Origin of the sequence: Marmoricola sp. RAF53 (assembly GCF_052114005.1) — a bacterium.
Taxonomy (GTDB): domain Bacteria; phylum Actinomycetota; class Actinomycetes; order Propionibacteriales; family Nocardioidaceae; genus Marmoricola.
Genome location: NZ_JBFRDX010000009.1, coordinates 17,816 through 34,236, shown reverse-complemented (window position 1 = coordinate 34,236; position 16,421 = coordinate 17,816). Strand labels below are relative to the sequence as shown.

Here is a 16,421-nt window from a genome sequence, read left to right as displayed (position 1 = left end):
AGTGCCGCGCGTCTCGGCGGCCGGTGCCGACCCCCGGTCCGGCCCCACGCCGGACGCATCGTCACCCGTATCCATTGCGCGCCGCGAAGGCATCGCGCGGCAATGACCAGTGCGAGTCGTCCGAACGGCGACCCAATAGCACGAATTGACTAATCCAGATACGAAATGTCGGAAATGGTGCGAGTCGCTGCTGTGGAGCGCCGACCGATCCGGAAGCCGCGCCAGTTAGGATTCTGGTTGCAGCTCCTCCCCTGAAGGGCCCGTCGAACCCCATGCGTCTCCTTACCTCCCTCAAGTCCGCCGTGCTCAAGCGCGTGATGCCGGCCGGCGGTCTCGACCTGACCAAGCTCGACAAGGTCCCGAACCGGCTGGCCTGGCCGCTGCTGCGCGACGGGGTCGACCCGACGCCGCGGGTGACGGCGTACCGGGCGAAGGACCCGGTGCAGCGGCTGACCTCGCTGATGGGCCTGGAGATCTGGCTGATCACCGGCTACGAGGAGGGCCGCGAGGTCCTCGGCAACGTGAACCACTCGACCGACATCCGGCCCTACATGGGTGCCAGCGGTGACGTCGAGAAGGGCGACATCGGTGGCCTCGGCTTCACCGATCCGCCCGAGCACACCCGGCAGCGCAAGCTGCTGACGCCGGAGTTCACGATGCGCCGCCTCGAGCGCCTCAAGCCCGGGATCGCCGACATCATCGCCCAGCAGCTCGACGAGACCGAGGCGACGGCGGCCGCGCACCCGGACGGGGTCGTCGACCTCGCCCAGACCTTCGCCTTCCCGATCCCGTTCCAGGTGATCTGCGACCTGCTGGGCCTCCCCGCCGAGCAGCGCGAGAAGTTCCGCACCCTGGCCTCGGCCCGGTTCGACGTCACGGAGGGCGGGGTCGGCTCGATCGGAGCGATCGGCGGCTCACGGGAGTTCCTGCTCGCCGAGACCGCCCGGCAGCGGCACGACCCCGGCCCGGGCCTGATCGGTCAGATCGTCCGCGAGCACGGCGACGAGATCAACGACTTCGACCTCGGCGGGCTCGCCGACGGCGCGTTCACCGGCGGCCTGGAGACCAGCGCCTCGATGCTCGCGCTCGGCACCGTCGTGCTGCTGCAGAACCGCGAGCTCTGGAAGTCTCTGGCCGAGGACCCGGACAGCGTCGACGACATCGTCGAGGAGCTGCTCCGCCAGCTCGCCGTCGTCCAGGTCGCCTTCCCCCGCTTCGCCAAGGAGGACGTCGTCGTCGGCGGCAAGCGGATCAAGAAGGGCTCGGTCATGCTCGTGCACCTCCCCGCAGCGAGCCGCGACCCGCGCTCGACCCCCGGCGAGGCGCTGTGCCCGATGCGCGAGTCCTCGAACCACCTGGCCTTCGGGCACGGCCTGCACCGCTGCGTCGGCGCCGAGCTCGCCCGGATGGAGCTGCGGACGGCCTACCCGGCGCTGGCGAGGCGCTTCCCGGACATGCAGCTCGCGGTGGACCCGTCCGAGCTGGAGTACCACGCCAAGTCGATCGTCTTCGGCATCGAGGCGCTTCCGGTCAAGCTGCGGTAGTCACCGCCCCCTGATCATCGAGCCTGTCGCGACGGGCTGAGGTGCCCGGTTGGTGACCACGGCCTCGTGCCCCGCGCAGCCCTGCGCAGCCCCGCGCAGCACCGCGCAGCACCGCGCGGCGCCCGGCCGTCCAGGCGGCGTACGTCGTCAGGCCGAGCGTCATCGACGCCGCGAACGCCAGCCAGGGGTGCTCGTACTTGAGCGGCACGTACACCTGCCAGTGGGTCAGGTAGATGTAGAGCGACGCCGAGGCGACCAGCGCGACGGCGCCCTGCAGGAACCGGGGCACCGGGATCCGCGGCACCCAGAGCAGCAGCCAGGCGCCGGCGACCACGATCGCCGCGCGGGTCGGCTGGTGGTGGAAGTAGCCGACCAGCGTCAGCGGGACCAGCAGGCTGACCAGGACGCGGGGCCGGGTGGTGCGCGCGGTCGCGACCACCCAGCCCAGGGCCACCAGCCACGCCGTCCCGGGGACCGAGTACACGGCGAGGACGTCGTCGCGGTGCGCCGCGAACCGCAGCGCCAGACCGGCGCCGAGCACGGCCAGCGCCACCGGGAACGGGTCGCGCCGCAGCAGCCGGTCGACCGGGGGCAGCGCGCTCACCAGGGCGAGCGCGAGCAGCGACCAGATCGCGGACTCCAGGAACCAGAGCCGCCAGTTCACCGTCCAGTGGTCGGGGTGCAGCAGGCCGTTGAGGTAGACCGCCGTCGGCCAGGTGTACCAGCCGGAGACCAGCACCACGCCGGTCACCCAGAGCGTGCACGGGATCGCGATGTCGCGGGCGGCGGCCAGGGTCGCGGTGGCGCGGGCCTTCGCGGTCGGCCGGTCCAGCGCGAACCGGGTGATGTTGTAGCCGAGCACGATCAGCAGCACGTGCGCGCCGCCGAGGATGTTGACGATGTCGGTGTGCCCGGCGACGATCAGGCAGATCGCGACGGCGCGCAGCACGATCGGCGTCTCCAGCAGGGCGTACCAGCGCCGCTTCCGCGGTGACCGGGCGGAGAGCTCCGCGACGGTCAGCGTCGGCCAGTCCGCGGGCACCTCGCCGAGGACGCGCTCCAGCCGGACGTAGAGCTCGACGTAGCAGAGCGAGTCCCCGCGCAGCGAGGTGAACGAGTCCCCCGGCGCGACGTCCCCGAAGACTCCGGCGAACGCCGACGTCACGTCCGCGGGTTCCGCCCCGGGTTCGACCCCGGGTTCCACCCCGAGGTCGCCGGCGGCGAGCTCGACGAGAGCGGCCCGGTCCGGCTTGCCGTGGGCGGTCACCGGGAAGGTGTCGACCCGGTGCACGCGGACGGCGTGCGGCGGCAGGCAGTGCTCGGCGCGGACCAGCTGGCCGACCCGGTCGGGTTCGGTGTCCTGGCGCACGAAGACGTGCAGTGCGTCGGCGTCCGCGACGACCCGGGCGTCGGTGCTGTCCTCGGCGAGCAGGAGCTCGGCGTGGTCGAGGTCGAGCCGGGTGCCGAAGAGCTTCGCGATCCGGTTCGCCCGGCCGACGATCTCGTAGAGGCCGTCGTCGTGCTGGACCGCGAGATCCCCGGTCCGCAGCTCCGTCAGCGTCGCGCCGAGGGCCAGGTCGGCGGGCTCGTGGGCGTAGCCGAGCATCACGTTCGGCCCGGTGTAGACGAGCTCGCCGTCCTCGATCCGGAACTCGCCGCCGTCGATCGGGACGCCGACGCACGACGGGCGCGTCGCCGCCAGGTGCGGGGGCAGGTAGGCCATCCGCGCGGTCGCCTCGGTCTGGCCGTACATCACGAAGAAGTCGACGCCGCGGTCCTCGGCGTGCAGGCCCAGCTCCCGGACCCGGTCCGGGGCGAGCCGGCCGCCGGCCTGGGTGACGTGGCGCAGGCCCGGGGTCGCCGCCCAGTCGGCGCCGCTCGCCGCGAGCAGGTCGAAGGTGTACGGGACGCCCGCGAACGACGTCGCGCCGGCGCGGGCGAAGTCGTCCCAGAAGCCCGGGTCGACGACCGAGGCCCCGGTCAGCCAGAGGCTGCCTCCGACGAGCAGGTGGCTGTTCACCACCGAGAGCCCGTAGCAGTACTGCAGCGGCAGCGTGGTGGCCGCGCGGGAGTCACCGTCCAGGCCCAGGTACGCCGCGATCGCGGCGGCGTTCGCGTGCAGGTTCCGGTGCGAGAGCCGGACCAGCTTCGGCGTCCCGGTCGAACCGGAGGTGCCGAGCAGGAGCGCGAGGTCGGGGTGCAGGTCGTGCGCGGTCCCCGGTCGGACCTCGTCGAGGTCCCAGGAGCCGCCCGGAGCCCGTCGCAGCACCACGTCCGGCCGGTACGACGCGAGCATCCGGTCCCAGCTGCGGTCCGCTGCCCCGGGCGCCGCTCCCTGGCTCCGGGCCGGGACCAGCAGGGCAGGGTGCCCGCCGCGGAGCGCCGCCAGGTAGGTGACCAGCGGTTCGAGCTCGGGGGCGCACTCGACCAGGACCAGGCGGCGTACCGGCCCGAGGAGACGGGCCCGGTCCTCGACGAGCGCGTCCAGGTCGCGGTGGCTGAGCACCCGGTCCGGAAGCACGACCGCGGGTGCGTCGCCGTGCCGGCCGACGTCGCTGATCCCGCCGAGGGCGGGGATCTCGTGGGCGATCGTCACGCGCTCTCCCCAGGGCCGGGGCTGGGTTCGCCGAAGGCGACGACCGCGCCCTCGACGACCAGGCCGACGGCGTCGCCGACGGCCGGGGTGCTCGACGACGGCCCGCGGGCCGTGACGCGGGTGCCGTCGGTGAGGGCGAGCCCGACCACGACCTGGGCGCCGAAGAAGCTGATGTCCTCGACGACCGCGGCGACGCCGTGACCGGCGGTCTGCAGCAGCACCTGCTCGGGTCGGACCATCACGTTCGCCGGACCGTCCGGTGCGGCCACGGCGATCTCGCCGAGCGTGGTGCTGGCGACGCCGTCGCGCACGGTCGCGGGCAGGATCGAGGCGCCGCCGACGAACGTCGCCGTCTCCGCGTCGACGGGGTGCTCGTAGAGCCGTGCCGGTGCGTCGACCTGGACGAAGTCCCCGGCCCGCATGACGGCCACCTGGTCGGCCAGGGAGAGCGCCTCGCCCTGGTCGTGGGTGACCAGCAGGCCGGTCGCGCCGGCGTGCCGCAGCACCCGGCTGACCGCGCGTCCCGCGGAGACCCGGAGGGCGGCGTCGAGGGAGGAGAACGGCTCGTCCAGCAGGATCACCCGCGGCGACGGGGCCAGCGCCCGGGCGAGCGCGACCCGCTGCTGCTGACCACCGGAGAGCTCGTGCGGGGAGCGCTTGGCGAGCTCGGCGGGGAGCTCGGCGAGCTCGAGCAGCTCGCCGAGTCGGGCGGCGCTGCGCTGGGCCCGGGGGAGGCCGTAGAGGATGTTGGCGGCGACGTCGAGGTGCGGGAACAGCGCGCCTTCCTGCGGCACGTAGCCGACCCCGCGGCGCTCGGGAGCCACCGCGGTGCGGCCGTCCTCGACGACCCGGTCGCCCAGGGTGACCGTGCCGCGGTCGGCACGGACGAAGCCGGCGACGATCCGCAGCAACGTCGTCTTGCCGCAGCCGGACGGACCGAGCACCGCCGTCAGCGACCCGTCGGGGACGTCCAGGTCGACGCCCTTGAGGACCTGCTGGCGGCCGAACGACTTGGTCACGCCCGTGATCGACACCCTGCTCATGCGTCCACCTTCGGGGGTCGGGCCTGCAGCGAGAGCATCACCGTGGCCGGGACGGCCGCGAGGACGAGGAGCAGGGCGTAGGGAGCGGCGGCGCCGTACCGGACCGAGGAGGAGTTCGACCAGAACTCGGTGGCCAGCGTGTTCGTGCCGATCGGGGAGAGGAGCAGGGTCGCGGTCAGCTCGGTGCTGATCGCGAGGAAGACCAGCGCGGCACCGGCGCCGACGCCGGGCGCGACCAGCGGCAGCGTCACCCGTCGCAGCGTCGCCCAGGTGGAGTGGCCGAGGCTGCGGGATACGTCCTCGAGCACCGGCGGTGCGTGCTCCAGCGAGCTGCGGATGCTGACCAGGGCGCGCGGCAGGAAGAGGATCCCGTAGGCGAGCAGCAGCAGCGGCAGGGTCTGGTACAGCGCCGGGACGACGTTGATGGAGACGGTGATCAGGGCCAGCGCCACGACGATCCCCGGCAGCGCGTTCGCGACGTACGCCGCCCGCTCCAGGAAGGTGCTCGCCGGCCCGCGGCGCCGGACCACCAGCCAGGCCAGCGGCATCGCCATCACGACCGTCAGCGCCGCGCCACCGGCGGCGAGGCCGAGGGTGGTCAGCAGCGCCGAGACCAGGTCGCCCACCGGGAAGGCGGTCGAGGAGCCGACCAGCAGCCAGTGCACCAGCGAGTAGAGCGGGACCGCGAGCGCGAGGATCGCCAGGCCGAGCAGCCCGAGCAGGACGACCGGGCGCCAGCGGCCGAGCGTGACCGGCTCCGGCTTCCGGCCGGTGCTGCGGCCGACCCGGTCGAGCCGCCGTCGCCCGCGCAGCAGCAGCTCCAGCAGGAGCAGCAGGATGCAGAGCGCGACCAGGACACCGGAGAGCACGGTGCCGGAGTTGCTCGCGAACGCGGAGCGGTACTGCCCGTAGATCGCCGTCGTGAAGGTCGGGAAGGCGAGCAGCTGGAGGGCGCCGAACTCGGCCAGCACGTGCAGGCCGACCAGGAGCGCGCCGCCGAGCACGGCCGGCATCAGCCGCGGCAGGCCGGCCGTCAGGAACGCCCGCGTGCGGGAGCGGCCCAGCGACCGGGCCACCTCCTCGGGCGCGGCCTCCAGCGTGGTCAGGGCGCCGACCACGGGCAGGTAGACGAGCGGGTAGTACGAGAGCGTCAGCACCAGGACGGCGCCCCAGTAGGACTGCACCGCGCTGGTCAGCGAGACCCAGCCGTAGGAGTTCACGAAGGCCGGGACGGCGAGCGGGGCGGCGAGCACCGCGTGCCACCAGCCGCGCGCCCCGAGGTCGGTGCGCACGACGACGACGGCGCCGACGACGCCGATCACGGTGGTCGCCGCGACGGTGGCGACCAGCAGGGACAGCGTGTTGGTGAGCAGCTCGGCGATCCGCGGTCGCCACACCAGCCGGGCGAGCTCACCGGGATCCATCGCCGCGGTGGCGACCAGGACGTAGCCGAGCGGGATCAGGGTGAGGGCGACCACGACCGCGCCGGCCACCAGGGCGGGCGAGAAGCGCCGCCGGTGGACCGGGGCAGCCGCGATCACCGTCACAGGAAGCCGGCGTCCGTGAGGAGCTCGATCACCTTCTGGCTGTCGAGGTCGGAGACGCCGACGACCGGGGCCCCGAGGCTGGCCAGCGGCGGGATGCCCCGGCCGAGCGGGACCTCCGGGTTGAGGGTGTACTCGAGCGCGTAGCTGTCCGCGATCACCTGCTGGCCCTCGGCGCTGGTCAGGTAGTCGACGAACTTCTGGGCGTCGGCGCCGTGGTCGGAGCCGGCGAGCACGCCGGCGCCGGAGGTCGAGAGGAACGCGCCCGGGTCCTGGTTCCCGAAGTAGTGCAGCGCGCTGCCGTCGCTGTTGTCGCCCGACTCCTCCTGGTCCCGGTACCAGTAGTAGTGGTAGATGATCCCGGTCTCCTTGTCGCCGGCGTTGACCGACTTGAGGACCACGTTGTTGCCGTCGTACACGGTGCCGTTCGTCTTCAGACCGTCGAGCCACTTCTTGGTGGCGTCCTCGCCCTTGAGGTAGAGGACGGCGGCGACGATCGCCTGGAAGTCGGCGCCCGTGGGGGAGAAGGAGACCTTCCCCTTCCACTCCGGGCCGGAGAGGTCCATCAGCGAGGTCGGCAGGTCGGCTTCGTCGACCTTGTCCTTGTTGTAGACGAGCACGGTCTCGCGGGCCGCGAACCCGGTCCACTTGCCGCTGGTCGGGCGGAACTGCGCCGGGATCCTGTCCAGGGTGGCCTGGTCGAGGTCGGCGAACAGGCCCTTGCTCTCGACCAGCGCCATCGCCGGGGAGTTCTCGGTGAGGAAGACGTCGGCCGGCGACCGGTCGCCCTCGGCGACGAGCTGGTTGGCGAGCTCGAGGTCCGAGCCGTTGCGCAGCTCGACCTTGATCCCGGTCTTCGCGGTGAACTTCTTCGCGACCGCCGAGATGAGCTCCTCGTGCTGGGCGTTGTAGACCACGATCTTCTCGGAGCCGTCACCGCCGCACGCGGCGAGAGCGGGGACGGCGAGGGCGGCCGCGGTCAGCGCGACGAGGGCGCGGGCGAGACGGGAACGTGCGGACACGGGGCGACCTTCCGGGGAAGAGTGAGCAAAGGCTGCCCTAACTCTAGGTCAGCCCTGGGTGCCCTTCCTAGCGGTGCCCCGTGTGAGCCATCTCGCTCCGAGGATCCCGGGCCGCTACGCCGCCAGCAGGTCCGTCGCGTCGATCGCGAGCACCAGCGCGCCGATCATCGACGCCCGGTCGCCGAGCGCCGCGACGAGCACGGGCGTCGTGGTGGTGCCGGCGAGGACGTGCCGGCGCAGGCCCAGCCGGGCCGACTCGAGGAGCAGCTCGCCGGCGTGGGACATGTCGCCGCCGACGAGGATGACGCCGGGGTTGAGCAGGTTGGTGACGGTGGCCAGGCCCCAGCCGAGGTGGAGGCCGGCGTCCTCGAAGACGCGGAGCGCGGAGACGTTGCCCTGCTTGGCGGCCTCGATGATGGCGTCGACGTCGGCGTCGGGCATCTGGTCGGACATCATCTCGAGCGCGGTCCCGGTGGCGGCGTACGCCTCGAGGCAGCCGCGGCTGCCGCACCGGCAGAGCGGGCCCTGGTCGTCGAGGGTGAGGTGGCCGATCTCGCCGGAGGTGCCGGAGGTGCCGCGGAAGAGCTTGCCGTCCAGGATCAGCCCGGCGCCGACCCCGGAGGAGACCTTCACGAAGACGACGTTCGCGTGGCCGCGCCCGTGTCCGTGCCGGTGCTCGGCGAGGGCGCCGAGGTTGGCGTCGTTCTCGATGAGCACCTCCGCGCCGAGGGCTTCCCGGGCGGCGACCTGGGCGTTGACACCGACCCACCCGGGCAGGATCGCCGAGCTCATCACGACGCCGTCGGAGATCGGCGCCGGCAGGCCCATGCCGATGTTGCGCAGGTCGGAGCCCTGGGCGCCGAGCTCGGTGAGCAGGCTGTCCAGCATCTCGTGCGCGCGGCCCAGGCCCTCGACGTGGCCGTGCCCGGGGGGCAGCGAGCGGCGCTGCTCGCCGAGCACCTCGCCGGAGACCTCGGCGATCGCGACCGAGACGTGGCTGTGCCCGAAGTCGACGCCGGCGACGAGGCCGGCGCCGCGGGCCAGGCGGACCGAGGTGCCGCGCCGGCCGGAGCCGGCGACGGTGGTGACGACGGCGGCGGCGGCGAGCTCGCGGACGATCGTCGACACGGTCCCCGCGGCCAGGCCGGTCTCCCGCGCGATGTCGGCCTGGGTGGCCGGTTCGGCCCCCCGGTCGAGCAGCAGCGAGAGCACCCGGCGCTTGTTCGCGACCTTGAGGGAGGCCGCGGACCCGGGTGCCGTCCGCGTTTGCTCGGGGGAGGCGGGGGGCATGGGTGAACCATGCGACAAGGGGACTCTTGTCGTCAAGAGATGTACGCAAACCGCTCCGCTGGTGTCGATTTCATAAACTTGTATTCAAGTCTTGACCGCAAAGGTGTGACCCAGCACACTCGGAGAAGCCGACGGGCTCCTAGGCGCACGCCAAGCCCTCATCCATCAGGAGGAACCCCGTGTCATCTCTCATCCGTCGCGTCGCCGTCATCGGCGCCGCGGTCGCACTCGGCTCCGTCGGGCTCGTCGCCTGCGGCAGCCCGAACGACTCCGCCAGCTCCAGCGACAACAAGAAGGTCATCGCGCTCCTCCTGCCGGAGTCGAAGACCACCCGCTACGAGGCGTTCGACCGCCCGATCTTCGAGAAGAAGGTCAAGGAGCTGTGCTCCGACTGCACGGTGAAGTACTACAACGCCGACCAGGACGAGAACAAGCAGTCGCAGCAGATGGACAGCGCGATCAGCGCCGGTGCGAAGGTCATCGTGCTCGACCCGGTCAACGGCGCGGGTGCGGGCGGCATGGTCAAGGCCGGCCAGGACGCGGGCGCCAAGGTCATCGCCTACGACCGGTTCATCAAGGGCGTGGACTTCTACATGTCCTTCGACAACTTCACCGTCGGCAAGCTGCAGGCGGAGTCGCTGGTCAACGCGATGGGCAACAAGGGCGGCTTCCTGCAGCTCAACGGCGCCCCGAGCGACCCCAACGCCGCACAGTTCAAGGCGGGTGCGAACAGCGTCTTCAAGAAGTCGAACGTCAAGCTCCTCGCGCCGGCCTACGACAACCCGGACTGGTCGCCCGAGAACGCGCAGAAGTACGTCACCGACCAGCTCAGCAAGTTCCCGCCGTCCGAGATCAAGGGCGTGTACGCCGCGAACGACGGCCAGGCGGGCGGCGTCGTCGCCGCGCTGACCGGCGGTGGCGTCGCGGCCAACGCACTCCCGCCGATCACCGGTCAGGACGCCGAGCTCGCCGCCGTCCAGCGGATCATCGCTGGTGAGCAGTACATGACGATCTTCAAGTCCTACTTCATCGAGGCCAACACGGCCGCCGAGGTCGCGGTCAAGCTGGTCAACAAGAACGACCCGGGTCAGACCACCGACTTCGAGGGCGTCCCCTCCTTCATCTTCGACCCCGTGGTCGTGCTGAAGGAGAACGTCAAGGAGACCATCGTCGACACCGGTCTCTACACGGTCGACCAGATCTGCACCCCGGACTACGCCGACGCCTGCAAGGCCGCCGGACTTTCCTGATGGTTGCTGCCCCGTCCACGGAGATGCCGGTCAGGGACGCTGTCCTGTCCCTGACCGGCGTCAACAAGCGGTTCGGCGCGGTCCAGGCCCTCACCGACGTCCACCTCCAGGTGGGCGCCGGTGAGGTCGTGGCCCTGGTCGGCGACAACGGCGCCGGCAAGTCGACACTCGTCAAGGTGATCTCCGGGGTCTACACCCCCGACTCCGGGGAGATCACCTTCGACGGCAAGCAGGTCTCGCCCCGCGGACCTTCCCAGGCCCAGGCACTCGGCATCGCGACCGTGTTCCAGGACCTCGCCCTCTGCGACAACCTCGACGTGGTCGCGAACCTCTTCCTCGGCCAGGAGCACCTGCTCGGCCCGATCATCGACGAGGTCTCGATGGAGAAGGAGTCGTGGCGGCTGCTGCGCTCGCTCTCCGCGAAGATCCCCTCGGTCCGGATCCCGATCGCGGCGCTCTCCGGTGGTCAGCGGCAGACGGTCGCGATCGCGCGCAGCCTCGTCGGCTCGCCGAAGGTGGTCATGCTCGACGAGCCGACCGCGGCCCTCGGTGTGGCTCAGACCGCCGAGGTGCTCAACCTGATCGAGCGCCTGCGCGACCAGGGCCTCGGCGTCATCCTGATCAGCCACAACATGGCCGACGTACAGGCCGTCGCCGACCGGATCGTCGTACTCCGGCTGGGACGCAACGCCGCCGAGTTCGCCGTCGAGGAAGCCTCGACCGAACAGCTGGTCGCCGCCATCACCGGCGCCAGTGACAACGTGGTCGCGGAGCGGGCGCAGCGTCGCCAGTTCCCCGGCCCCGGCAACCAGTCGGGAGAAAGCGATGACTGACCTGCGTGCACCTGACGAACCGGGCCCCGCGGTCCCGCTCCCGACCGACCGCACCGACGAGCGCCTCGTCGGGGCCGGCGGCTTCTCCGGGATGCTCGCCGACCTCGGGCAACGGGTCCGCGGCGGTGACCTCGGCAGCCTGCCGGTCGTCGTCGGCCTGATCGTCATCTCGATCGTCTTCTACGTCCAGGAGCCGGCCTTCCTGTCGTCGCGCTCGCTGGTCTCGATCACCCAGTTCGCGGCGCCCGTCGGCGTGATCTCGCTCGGCATCGTGCTGGTCCTGCTGCTCGGCGAGATCGACCTGTCGGTCGGCTCGATGAGCGGCCTGGCCGCCGCGGTGATGGCCGTGCAGACCGTCAACCACGGGCACGCGCTCTGGTACGGGATCGCGGCCGGCGTGCTGAGCGGCGTCGTCGTCGGGCTCTTCTACGCCTTCCTCTACGTCAAGGTCGGCGTCCCGAGCTTCGTGATCACCCTGGCCGGTCTGCTGGCCCTGCAGGGGATGCTGCTCTACGTCCTCGGCGACACCGGCACCATCAACCTGCCGAACGACTCCGGGCTGGTGCAGTTCGCGCGGTACAAGTTCGTCTCCGGGGCCGCGGCGTACGTGCTCATGACGGCGGTCGTGCTGGTCTACCTCGCGGTCAACCTGTACGGCGGGATGCGGCGGCGCAAGGCCGGTCTGAGCGCGCCGTCGACCACGGTCCTGCTGATCAAGGCGGGCCTGATGCTGGCCGCCCTGCTCTGGCTGACGTCGTACCTGGACGTCGACCGCGGCTGGGGCTACCTGTGGCTGTCGTTCGTCGCGCTCGTCGTGCTGATGGACATCTGCCTGCGGAAGACCACCTGGGGCCGGCACCTGTTCGCCGTCGGCGGCAACGAGGAGGCGGCGCGCCGGTCGGGCATCAAGGTCGGCCGGATCTACCTGTCGGTCTTCGTGCTCTGCTCGGTGCTCGCCTCGGTCGGCGGCCTGCTCGCCGCGGGTCAGCAGACCTCGGTCTCGCAGGCCAGCGGCACCACCGACACCAACCTGACCGCGATCGCGGCCGCGGTCATCGGCGGTACCTCGCTGTTCGGCGGTCGCGGGTCGGCGTACTCGGCGATGCTCGGCATCGTCGTGCTGCAGGCCATCCAGACCGGCCTCAACCTGGTCGGCGTGGACTCCTCGGTGCGCTTCATGGTCACCGGCGGCGTCCTGCTGCTCGCGGTCGCCATCGACTCGGTCGCCCGGCGCGCCCGGTCGTCCTCGGGCCGCGGCTGATCGTCCTGGACCTCTGACCCGCCGAGCTGCCGTACGACGCTGCTCGGCGGGCCAGAGCCGCGCGCGCGGTCGGTTTCCCAAGGGAAGAGGGGATTCCGCCCGAACAGCCCGATGCATCAGGCTGGAAGCGCACGTATTGGGCTGGAGGGGCGGGAGGGGCCGTGCGGATCAGCGTGCTGCCGGGAGCCCGTACACGGTGGTGCGCTCGACGACCGGGCGGTTGATGCCGGCGCCGATCTCGACGAGCTCCTCGACGGTCTTGGCGGACCCGTGCTCGGAGCCGGCCATCCGGGAGATGGTCTCCTCCATGAGGGTGCCGCCGAGGTCGTTGGCGCCGGCGTTGAGCATGGCGCGGGTGCCGTCGGTGCCGAGCTTGACCCAGGACGTCTGGATGTTGTCGATCCGGCCGTGCAGCAGGATCCGGGCCATCGCGTGCACGGCGAGGTTGTCGCGCAGGGTCGGGCCGGGCCGGGCCACGCCGGCGAGGTAGATCGGCGCGGAGTGGTGCACGAACGGCAGCGGCACGAACTCCGAGAACCCGGCGTAGCCGCCCTCGTCCGCCGTGTCCTGGATGCCCTTGAGGACGTTGAGGTGGCCGACCCAGTGCCGCGGGTTGTCGACGTGGCCGTACATCATCGTCGAGGTGGTCGGGATGCCGACGCGGTGCGCGGTGGAGATGATCTCGACCCAGGTCTTCGTCGGCAGCTTGCCCTTGGTCAGCACCCAGCGGACCTCGTCGTCGAGGATCTCCGCGGCGGTGCCGGGGATGGTGTCGAGGCCGGACTCGCGAGCCTTGATGAGGAAGTCCTCGAAGCTCAGCCCGGTGCGGCTGGAGCCGTTGACGATCTCCATCGGGGAGAACGCGTGCACGTGCATCCCGGGGACGCGGGCCTTCACCGCGGCGGCGATGTCGAAGTACGCCGTGCCCGGGAGCTCGGGGTCGATGCCGCCCTGCATGCAGACCTCGGTCGCGCCCAGGTTCCAGGCCTCCTCGGCACGGTCTGCCACCTGGTCCAGGGAGAGCGAGTACGCGTCGGCATCGGTACGCCGCTGCGCGAAGGCGCAGAACCGGCAGCCGACGTAGCAGACGTTGGTGAAGTTGATGTTCCGGTTGACGACGTAGGTGACCTCGTCGCCGACCACCTCGCGGCGCAGCGCGTCGGCCAGTCTGATCACCTCGGCGAGCAGGTCGCCCTCGGCGGTCATCAGGGTCAGGGCGTGTTCGTCGGAGAGGTTGCCGGGGTCCTTCTCGGCGGCCTTGAGCGCGGCCAGCCCCGCTCCGGTGGTTGAGGAAGGCGCACCAGCGCCGGTCTCGAAACCCCCGGTCGAGGAGGCGGTGCTCCGGGCCAGCTCGGCGACGGCCTCCCAGTCGCCGTACACGTTCGCGAAGTCCGACCGCCGGTCCTCCGACCGGCCCTCGGCGTCGACGGCGGTGTGCAGGTCGGTCCGGCCGACCCCCTGGCCGACGGCTGCGAACCCGCCGTCGGGCTCCTGCCACGGCAGCCCGACCGGGCGCCGGGTGCCGTCGGTGATCTCGGCGGATACCAGGCCGTCCTCGCCGGCCAGCGCGGCGACGTGCCCGGAGACCCGCGGGTCGATCCAGGGCTCGCCGGCGAGCACGTACTCGGGGTGCGCGGTCAGCCGCGCCTTCAGCGTGAAGCCGGCGGCGGCGGTGATGTCGCGCAGCCGCTCCAGGGACGGCCACGGCCGCTCCGGGTTCACGTGGTCCGGGGTCAGCGGCGAGACGCCGCCCCAGTCGTCGACGCCGGCGGCCAGGAGGGCGGCGCACTCCGCCGAGCCTTCCGAGCTGTCGACCAGGTTCGGCGGGGCCTGGACCCGGACCTTGGGGCCGAGGAGGATCCGGGTGACCGCGATCGCGGCCCGGTACTCCTCCAGCCCGAGGTCGTCGGTGTGCCGCATCGCCGTGTCCGGCTTGGCGCGGAAGTTCTGGATGATGACTTCCTGCACGTTGCCGTAGGTCCGGGCGACCTTGCGGAGCGCGAAGATCGACTCGGCGCGCTCGGTGAGGTCCTCGCCGATCCCGATCAGCAGCCCGGTGGTGAACGGGACGCCGAGCCGGCCGGCGTCCTCGAGCACCCGGAGCCGGACCTCGGGGTCCTTGTCGGGGGATCCGTGGTGCGCCTCGCCCTTGGTCTCGAAGAGGCGCCGCGAGGTGGTCTCGAGCATCATCCCCATCGACGGCGAGACGGGCTTGAGCCGGTTCATCTCCTCCCACGACATGACACCGGGGTTGAGGTGGGGGAGCAGGCCGGTCTCCTCCAGCACCCGGACCGCCATCGCCCGGACGTAGGCCAGCGTGGAGTCGTAGCCCTGCTCGTCGAGCCACGCCTGGGCCTCGGGCCACCGGTCCTCGGGGCGGTCGCCGAGGGTGAACAGCGCCTCGGTGCAACCGAGCGCGGCGCCCTCGCTGGCGATCGCGAGGATCTCGTCGGGAGACAGGTACGCCGCCCGGCCGTCGCGCGCGGCCTGGGCCGGCGTCTCCACGAAGGTGCAGTAGTGGCACCGGTCCCGGCACAGCTTGGTCACCGGGATGAAGACCTTGGGCGAGTACGTGATCACGCCCGGTCGCCCAGCCCCCTCCAGTCCGGCGTCGCGGACGCGGGCGGCTACGGCGGTGAGCCGGTCGAGGTCCTCGCCCCGGGCGGTGAGCAGCGTGGTGGCCTCGTCGAGGTCGAGCGCGGCTCCCCGCTCGGCGCGCGCGAGCGCACGGCGTACCTGCTGGGGGGTGACGTTCATCGGGCTCAGGCTATCCGGCGGGGTAGAGGGGGCGTGAAGCACGCGGAAAGAAGAATCATAGACCGCTCAATGAGAATGCAGAAGGCGGTTTCGAGACAGGCGCCGCGCGCCTTCCTCAGCCACCGTCGGTGAGGACTCGAAACCGCCTTCGCGCGACGTCAGCCGATCAGGCCCTTGAGCTCGGCGAGCACGGCCGGCGCGTTGCCGTCCAGGGCGACCGGGGTGACGTTGAGGCTGGTCACGCCGGACTCCTCGAACGCGGCCACCCGCTCCTTCACGTACGACGCGGGCCCGACGAAGTTCGCGGCCTCGAGCCACTCCAGCGGGACCAGCGCCTCGGCCTCCTTCTTCTTGCCGGAGAGGTAGAGCTCCTGGATCTCGGCGGCTTCCTTCTCGTAGCCGTAGGCGCAGGCGAGGTCGTTGTAGAAGTTCTTGCCCTTGGCGCCCATGCCGCCGACGTAGAGCGCGAAGATCGGCCGCGCGAAGTCGAGCAGCGCCTTGGTCTCCGGGCCCTCGCCGATCGCCAGCATGCCGCCGGCGACGATGTTCAGCGTGCCGAGCGAGGCGTCCCGCTTGGCCGTGCCGGCCTTGATCGGGTCGCCCATGACCTGACCGATCTTCTCCGGGTAGTACAGGTGCGGGAGCAGGCCGTCGGCGATCTCCGCGGCGAGCTCGACGTTCTTCGGGCCGAGCGCGGCGATGTAGATCGGGATGCTGTCGCGCTCGGGCTTGGTGAGCAGCTTCAGCGGCTTGCCGAGGCCGGTGACGGCGCCCTGCTCCTTGGTCAGCGGCAGGTGGAACTGGCCGTCCGCGGTCAGCGGCTCGCGCCTCATGCCGGCCCGGATGATCTCGACGATCTCGCGGGTGCGGGCCAGCGGCTTCTCGTACGGCACGCCGTGGAAGCCCTCGATCACCTGCGGGCCGGACGCGCCGAGGCCGAGGACCGCGCGGCCGCCGGACACGTTGTCCAGGCCGGCCGCGGTCTGCAGCAGCGCACCCGGGGTGCGCGAGTAGATGTTCAGGATCGCCGAGCCGATCTCGACCGTCTCGGTCTTCGCGGCCAGGTAGCCCATCAGGGTGGGGGAGTCGAACCCGTAGGCCTCGGCCACCCAGACGGTGTCGAGACCCGCCTTCTCGAGCTCGACGACCTGGTCGGCCGCGGTGCGCGGGTTGCCGTCGTACATCAACATCGTGCTGAGCTTCATGGGGACCTTCTCCGTCGGGATCGCGAACCTTCGTGACAGTAATGCTGTCAGGGTCGCGAGCGCTATCACCTGTCGG

At 71.6% G+C, this 16,421-nt stretch carries 11 protein-coding genes; 4 read left to right on the top strand and 7 right to left on the bottom strand.

The window, feature by feature from the left end:
* Nucleotides 1-272: 272 nt before the first annotated feature.
* Nucleotides 273-1,544, top strand: coding sequence for a cytochrome P450 (locus tag AB4Y76_RS10185; protein WP_441924789.1), 1,272 nt, complete (start codon nt 273-275; stop codon nt 1,542-1,544).
* Here the strand turns inward: AB4Y76_RS10185 and AB4Y76_RS10180 are convergent.
* From AB4Y76_RS10180 to AB4Y76_RS10160, 5 genes are all read right to left on the bottom strand, one after another.
* Nucleotides 1,531-4,140, bottom strand: a complete 2,610-nt coding sequence (locus AB4Y76_RS10180) for an AMP-binding protein (protein ID WP_441924787.1) — start codon at nt 4,138-4,140, stop codon at nt 1,531-1,533. The genes AB4Y76_RS10185 and AB4Y76_RS10180 overlap by 14 nt on opposite strands.
* Complete coding sequence (locus AB4Y76_RS10175) at nt 4,137-5,183, bottom strand: ABC transporter ATP-binding protein (protein ID WP_441924785.1); 1,047 nt, start codon at nt 5,181-5,183, stop codon at nt 4,137-4,139. Before AB4Y76_RS10175 ends, AB4Y76_RS10180 begins: the two co-directional genes overlap by 4 nt.
* A complete protein-coding gene (locus AB4Y76_RS10170; RefSeq protein ID WP_441924783.1) occupies nt 5,180-6,724 on the bottom strand; it encodes an ABC transporter permease in 1,545 nt (514 codons plus the stop codon). Before AB4Y76_RS10170 ends, AB4Y76_RS10175 begins: the two co-directional genes overlap by 4 nt.
* A 2-nt stretch (nt 6,725-6,726) precedes the next feature.
* Nucleotides 6,727-7,749, bottom strand: coding sequence for an iron ABC transporter substrate-binding protein (locus AB4Y76_RS10165; protein ID WP_441924781.1), 1,023 nt, complete (start codon nt 7,747-7,749; stop codon nt 6,727-6,729).
* 114 nt (nt 7,750-7,863) lie between these two features.
* Nucleotides 7,864-9,039 carry an ROK family transcriptional regulator gene (locus tag AB4Y76_RS10160; protein ID WP_441924779.1) on the bottom strand — a complete coding sequence of 392 codons (1,176 nt, stop codon included), beginning with the start codon at nt 9,037-9,039 and terminating at the stop codon, nt 7,864-7,866.
* Between the two features lie 179 nt (nt 9,040-9,218).
* Between AB4Y76_RS10160 and AB4Y76_RS10155 the strand changes: the two genes are divergently transcribed.
* The 3 genes from AB4Y76_RS10155 to AB4Y76_RS10145 are packed head-to-tail and all read left to right on the top strand — an operon-like array spanning nt 9,219 to nt 12,383.
* Nucleotides 9,219-10,289, top strand: coding sequence for a substrate-binding domain-containing protein (locus tag AB4Y76_RS10155; protein ID WP_441924777.1), 1,071 nt, complete (start codon nt 9,219-9,221; stop codon nt 10,287-10,289).
* Nucleotides 10,289-11,122 carry an ATP-binding cassette domain-containing protein gene (locus AB4Y76_RS10150; RefSeq protein WP_441924775.1) on the top strand — a complete coding sequence of 278 codons (834 nt, stop codon included), beginning with the start codon at nt 10,289-10,291 and terminating at the stop codon, nt 11,120-11,122. Before AB4Y76_RS10155 ends, AB4Y76_RS10150 begins: the two co-directional genes overlap by 1 nt.
* Nucleotides 11,115-12,383 carry a sugar ABC transporter permease gene (locus AB4Y76_RS10145; RefSeq protein WP_441924773.1) on the top strand — a complete coding sequence of 423 codons (1,269 nt, stop codon included), beginning with the start codon at nt 11,115-11,117 and terminating at the stop codon, nt 12,381-12,383. Before AB4Y76_RS10150 ends, AB4Y76_RS10145 begins: the two co-directional genes overlap by 8 nt.
* 168 nt (nt 12,384-12,551) lie before the next feature.
* Here the strand turns inward: AB4Y76_RS10145 and AB4Y76_RS10140 are convergent, their stop codons facing one another.
* Both AB4Y76_RS10140 and AB4Y76_RS10135 read right to left on the bottom strand, forming a co-directional pair.
* A complete protein-coding gene (locus AB4Y76_RS10140) occupies nt 12,552-15,140 on the bottom strand; it encodes a bifunctional FO biosynthesis protein CofGH (protein ID WP_441924771.1) in 2,589 nt (862 codons plus the stop codon).
* A 158-nt stretch (nt 15,141-15,298) separates the two neighbouring features.
* Complete coding sequence (locus tag AB4Y76_RS10135; protein ID WP_441924769.1) at nt 15,299-16,345, bottom strand: LLM class F420-dependent oxidoreductase; 1,047 nt, start codon at nt 16,343-16,345, stop codon at nt 15,299-15,301.
* Nucleotides 16,346-16,421 lie beyond the last annotated feature (76 nt).

Coding starts and splice junctions, on each gene's coding strand:
- AB4Y76_RS10185 (WP_441924789.1), top strand. CDS start 273: ATGCGTCTCCTTACCTCCCTCAAGTCCGCCGTGCTCAAGCGCGTGATG.
- AB4Y76_RS10175 (WP_441924785.1), bottom strand. CDS start 5,183: ATGAGCAGGGTGTCGATCACGGGCGTGACCAAGTCGTTCGGCCGCCAG.
- AB4Y76_RS10160 (WP_441924779.1), bottom strand. CDS start 9,039: ATGCCCCCCGCCTCCCCCGAGCAAACGCGGACGGCACCCGGGTCCGCG.
- AB4Y76_RS10150 (WP_441924775.1), top strand. CDS start 10,289: ATGGTTGCTGCCCCGTCCACGGAGATGCCGGTCAGGGACGCTGTCCTG.
- AB4Y76_RS10145 (WP_441924773.1), top strand. CDS start 11,115: ATGACTGACCTGCGTGCACCTGACGAACCGGGCCCCGCGGTCCCGCTC.
- AB4Y76_RS10140 (WP_441924771.1), bottom strand. CDS start 15,140: ATGAACGTCACCCCCCAGCAGGTACGCCGTGCGCTCGCGCGCGCCGAG.
- AB4Y76_RS10135 (WP_441924769.1), bottom strand. CDS start 16,345: ATGAAGCTCAGCACGATGTTGATGTACGACGGCAACCCGCGCACCGCG.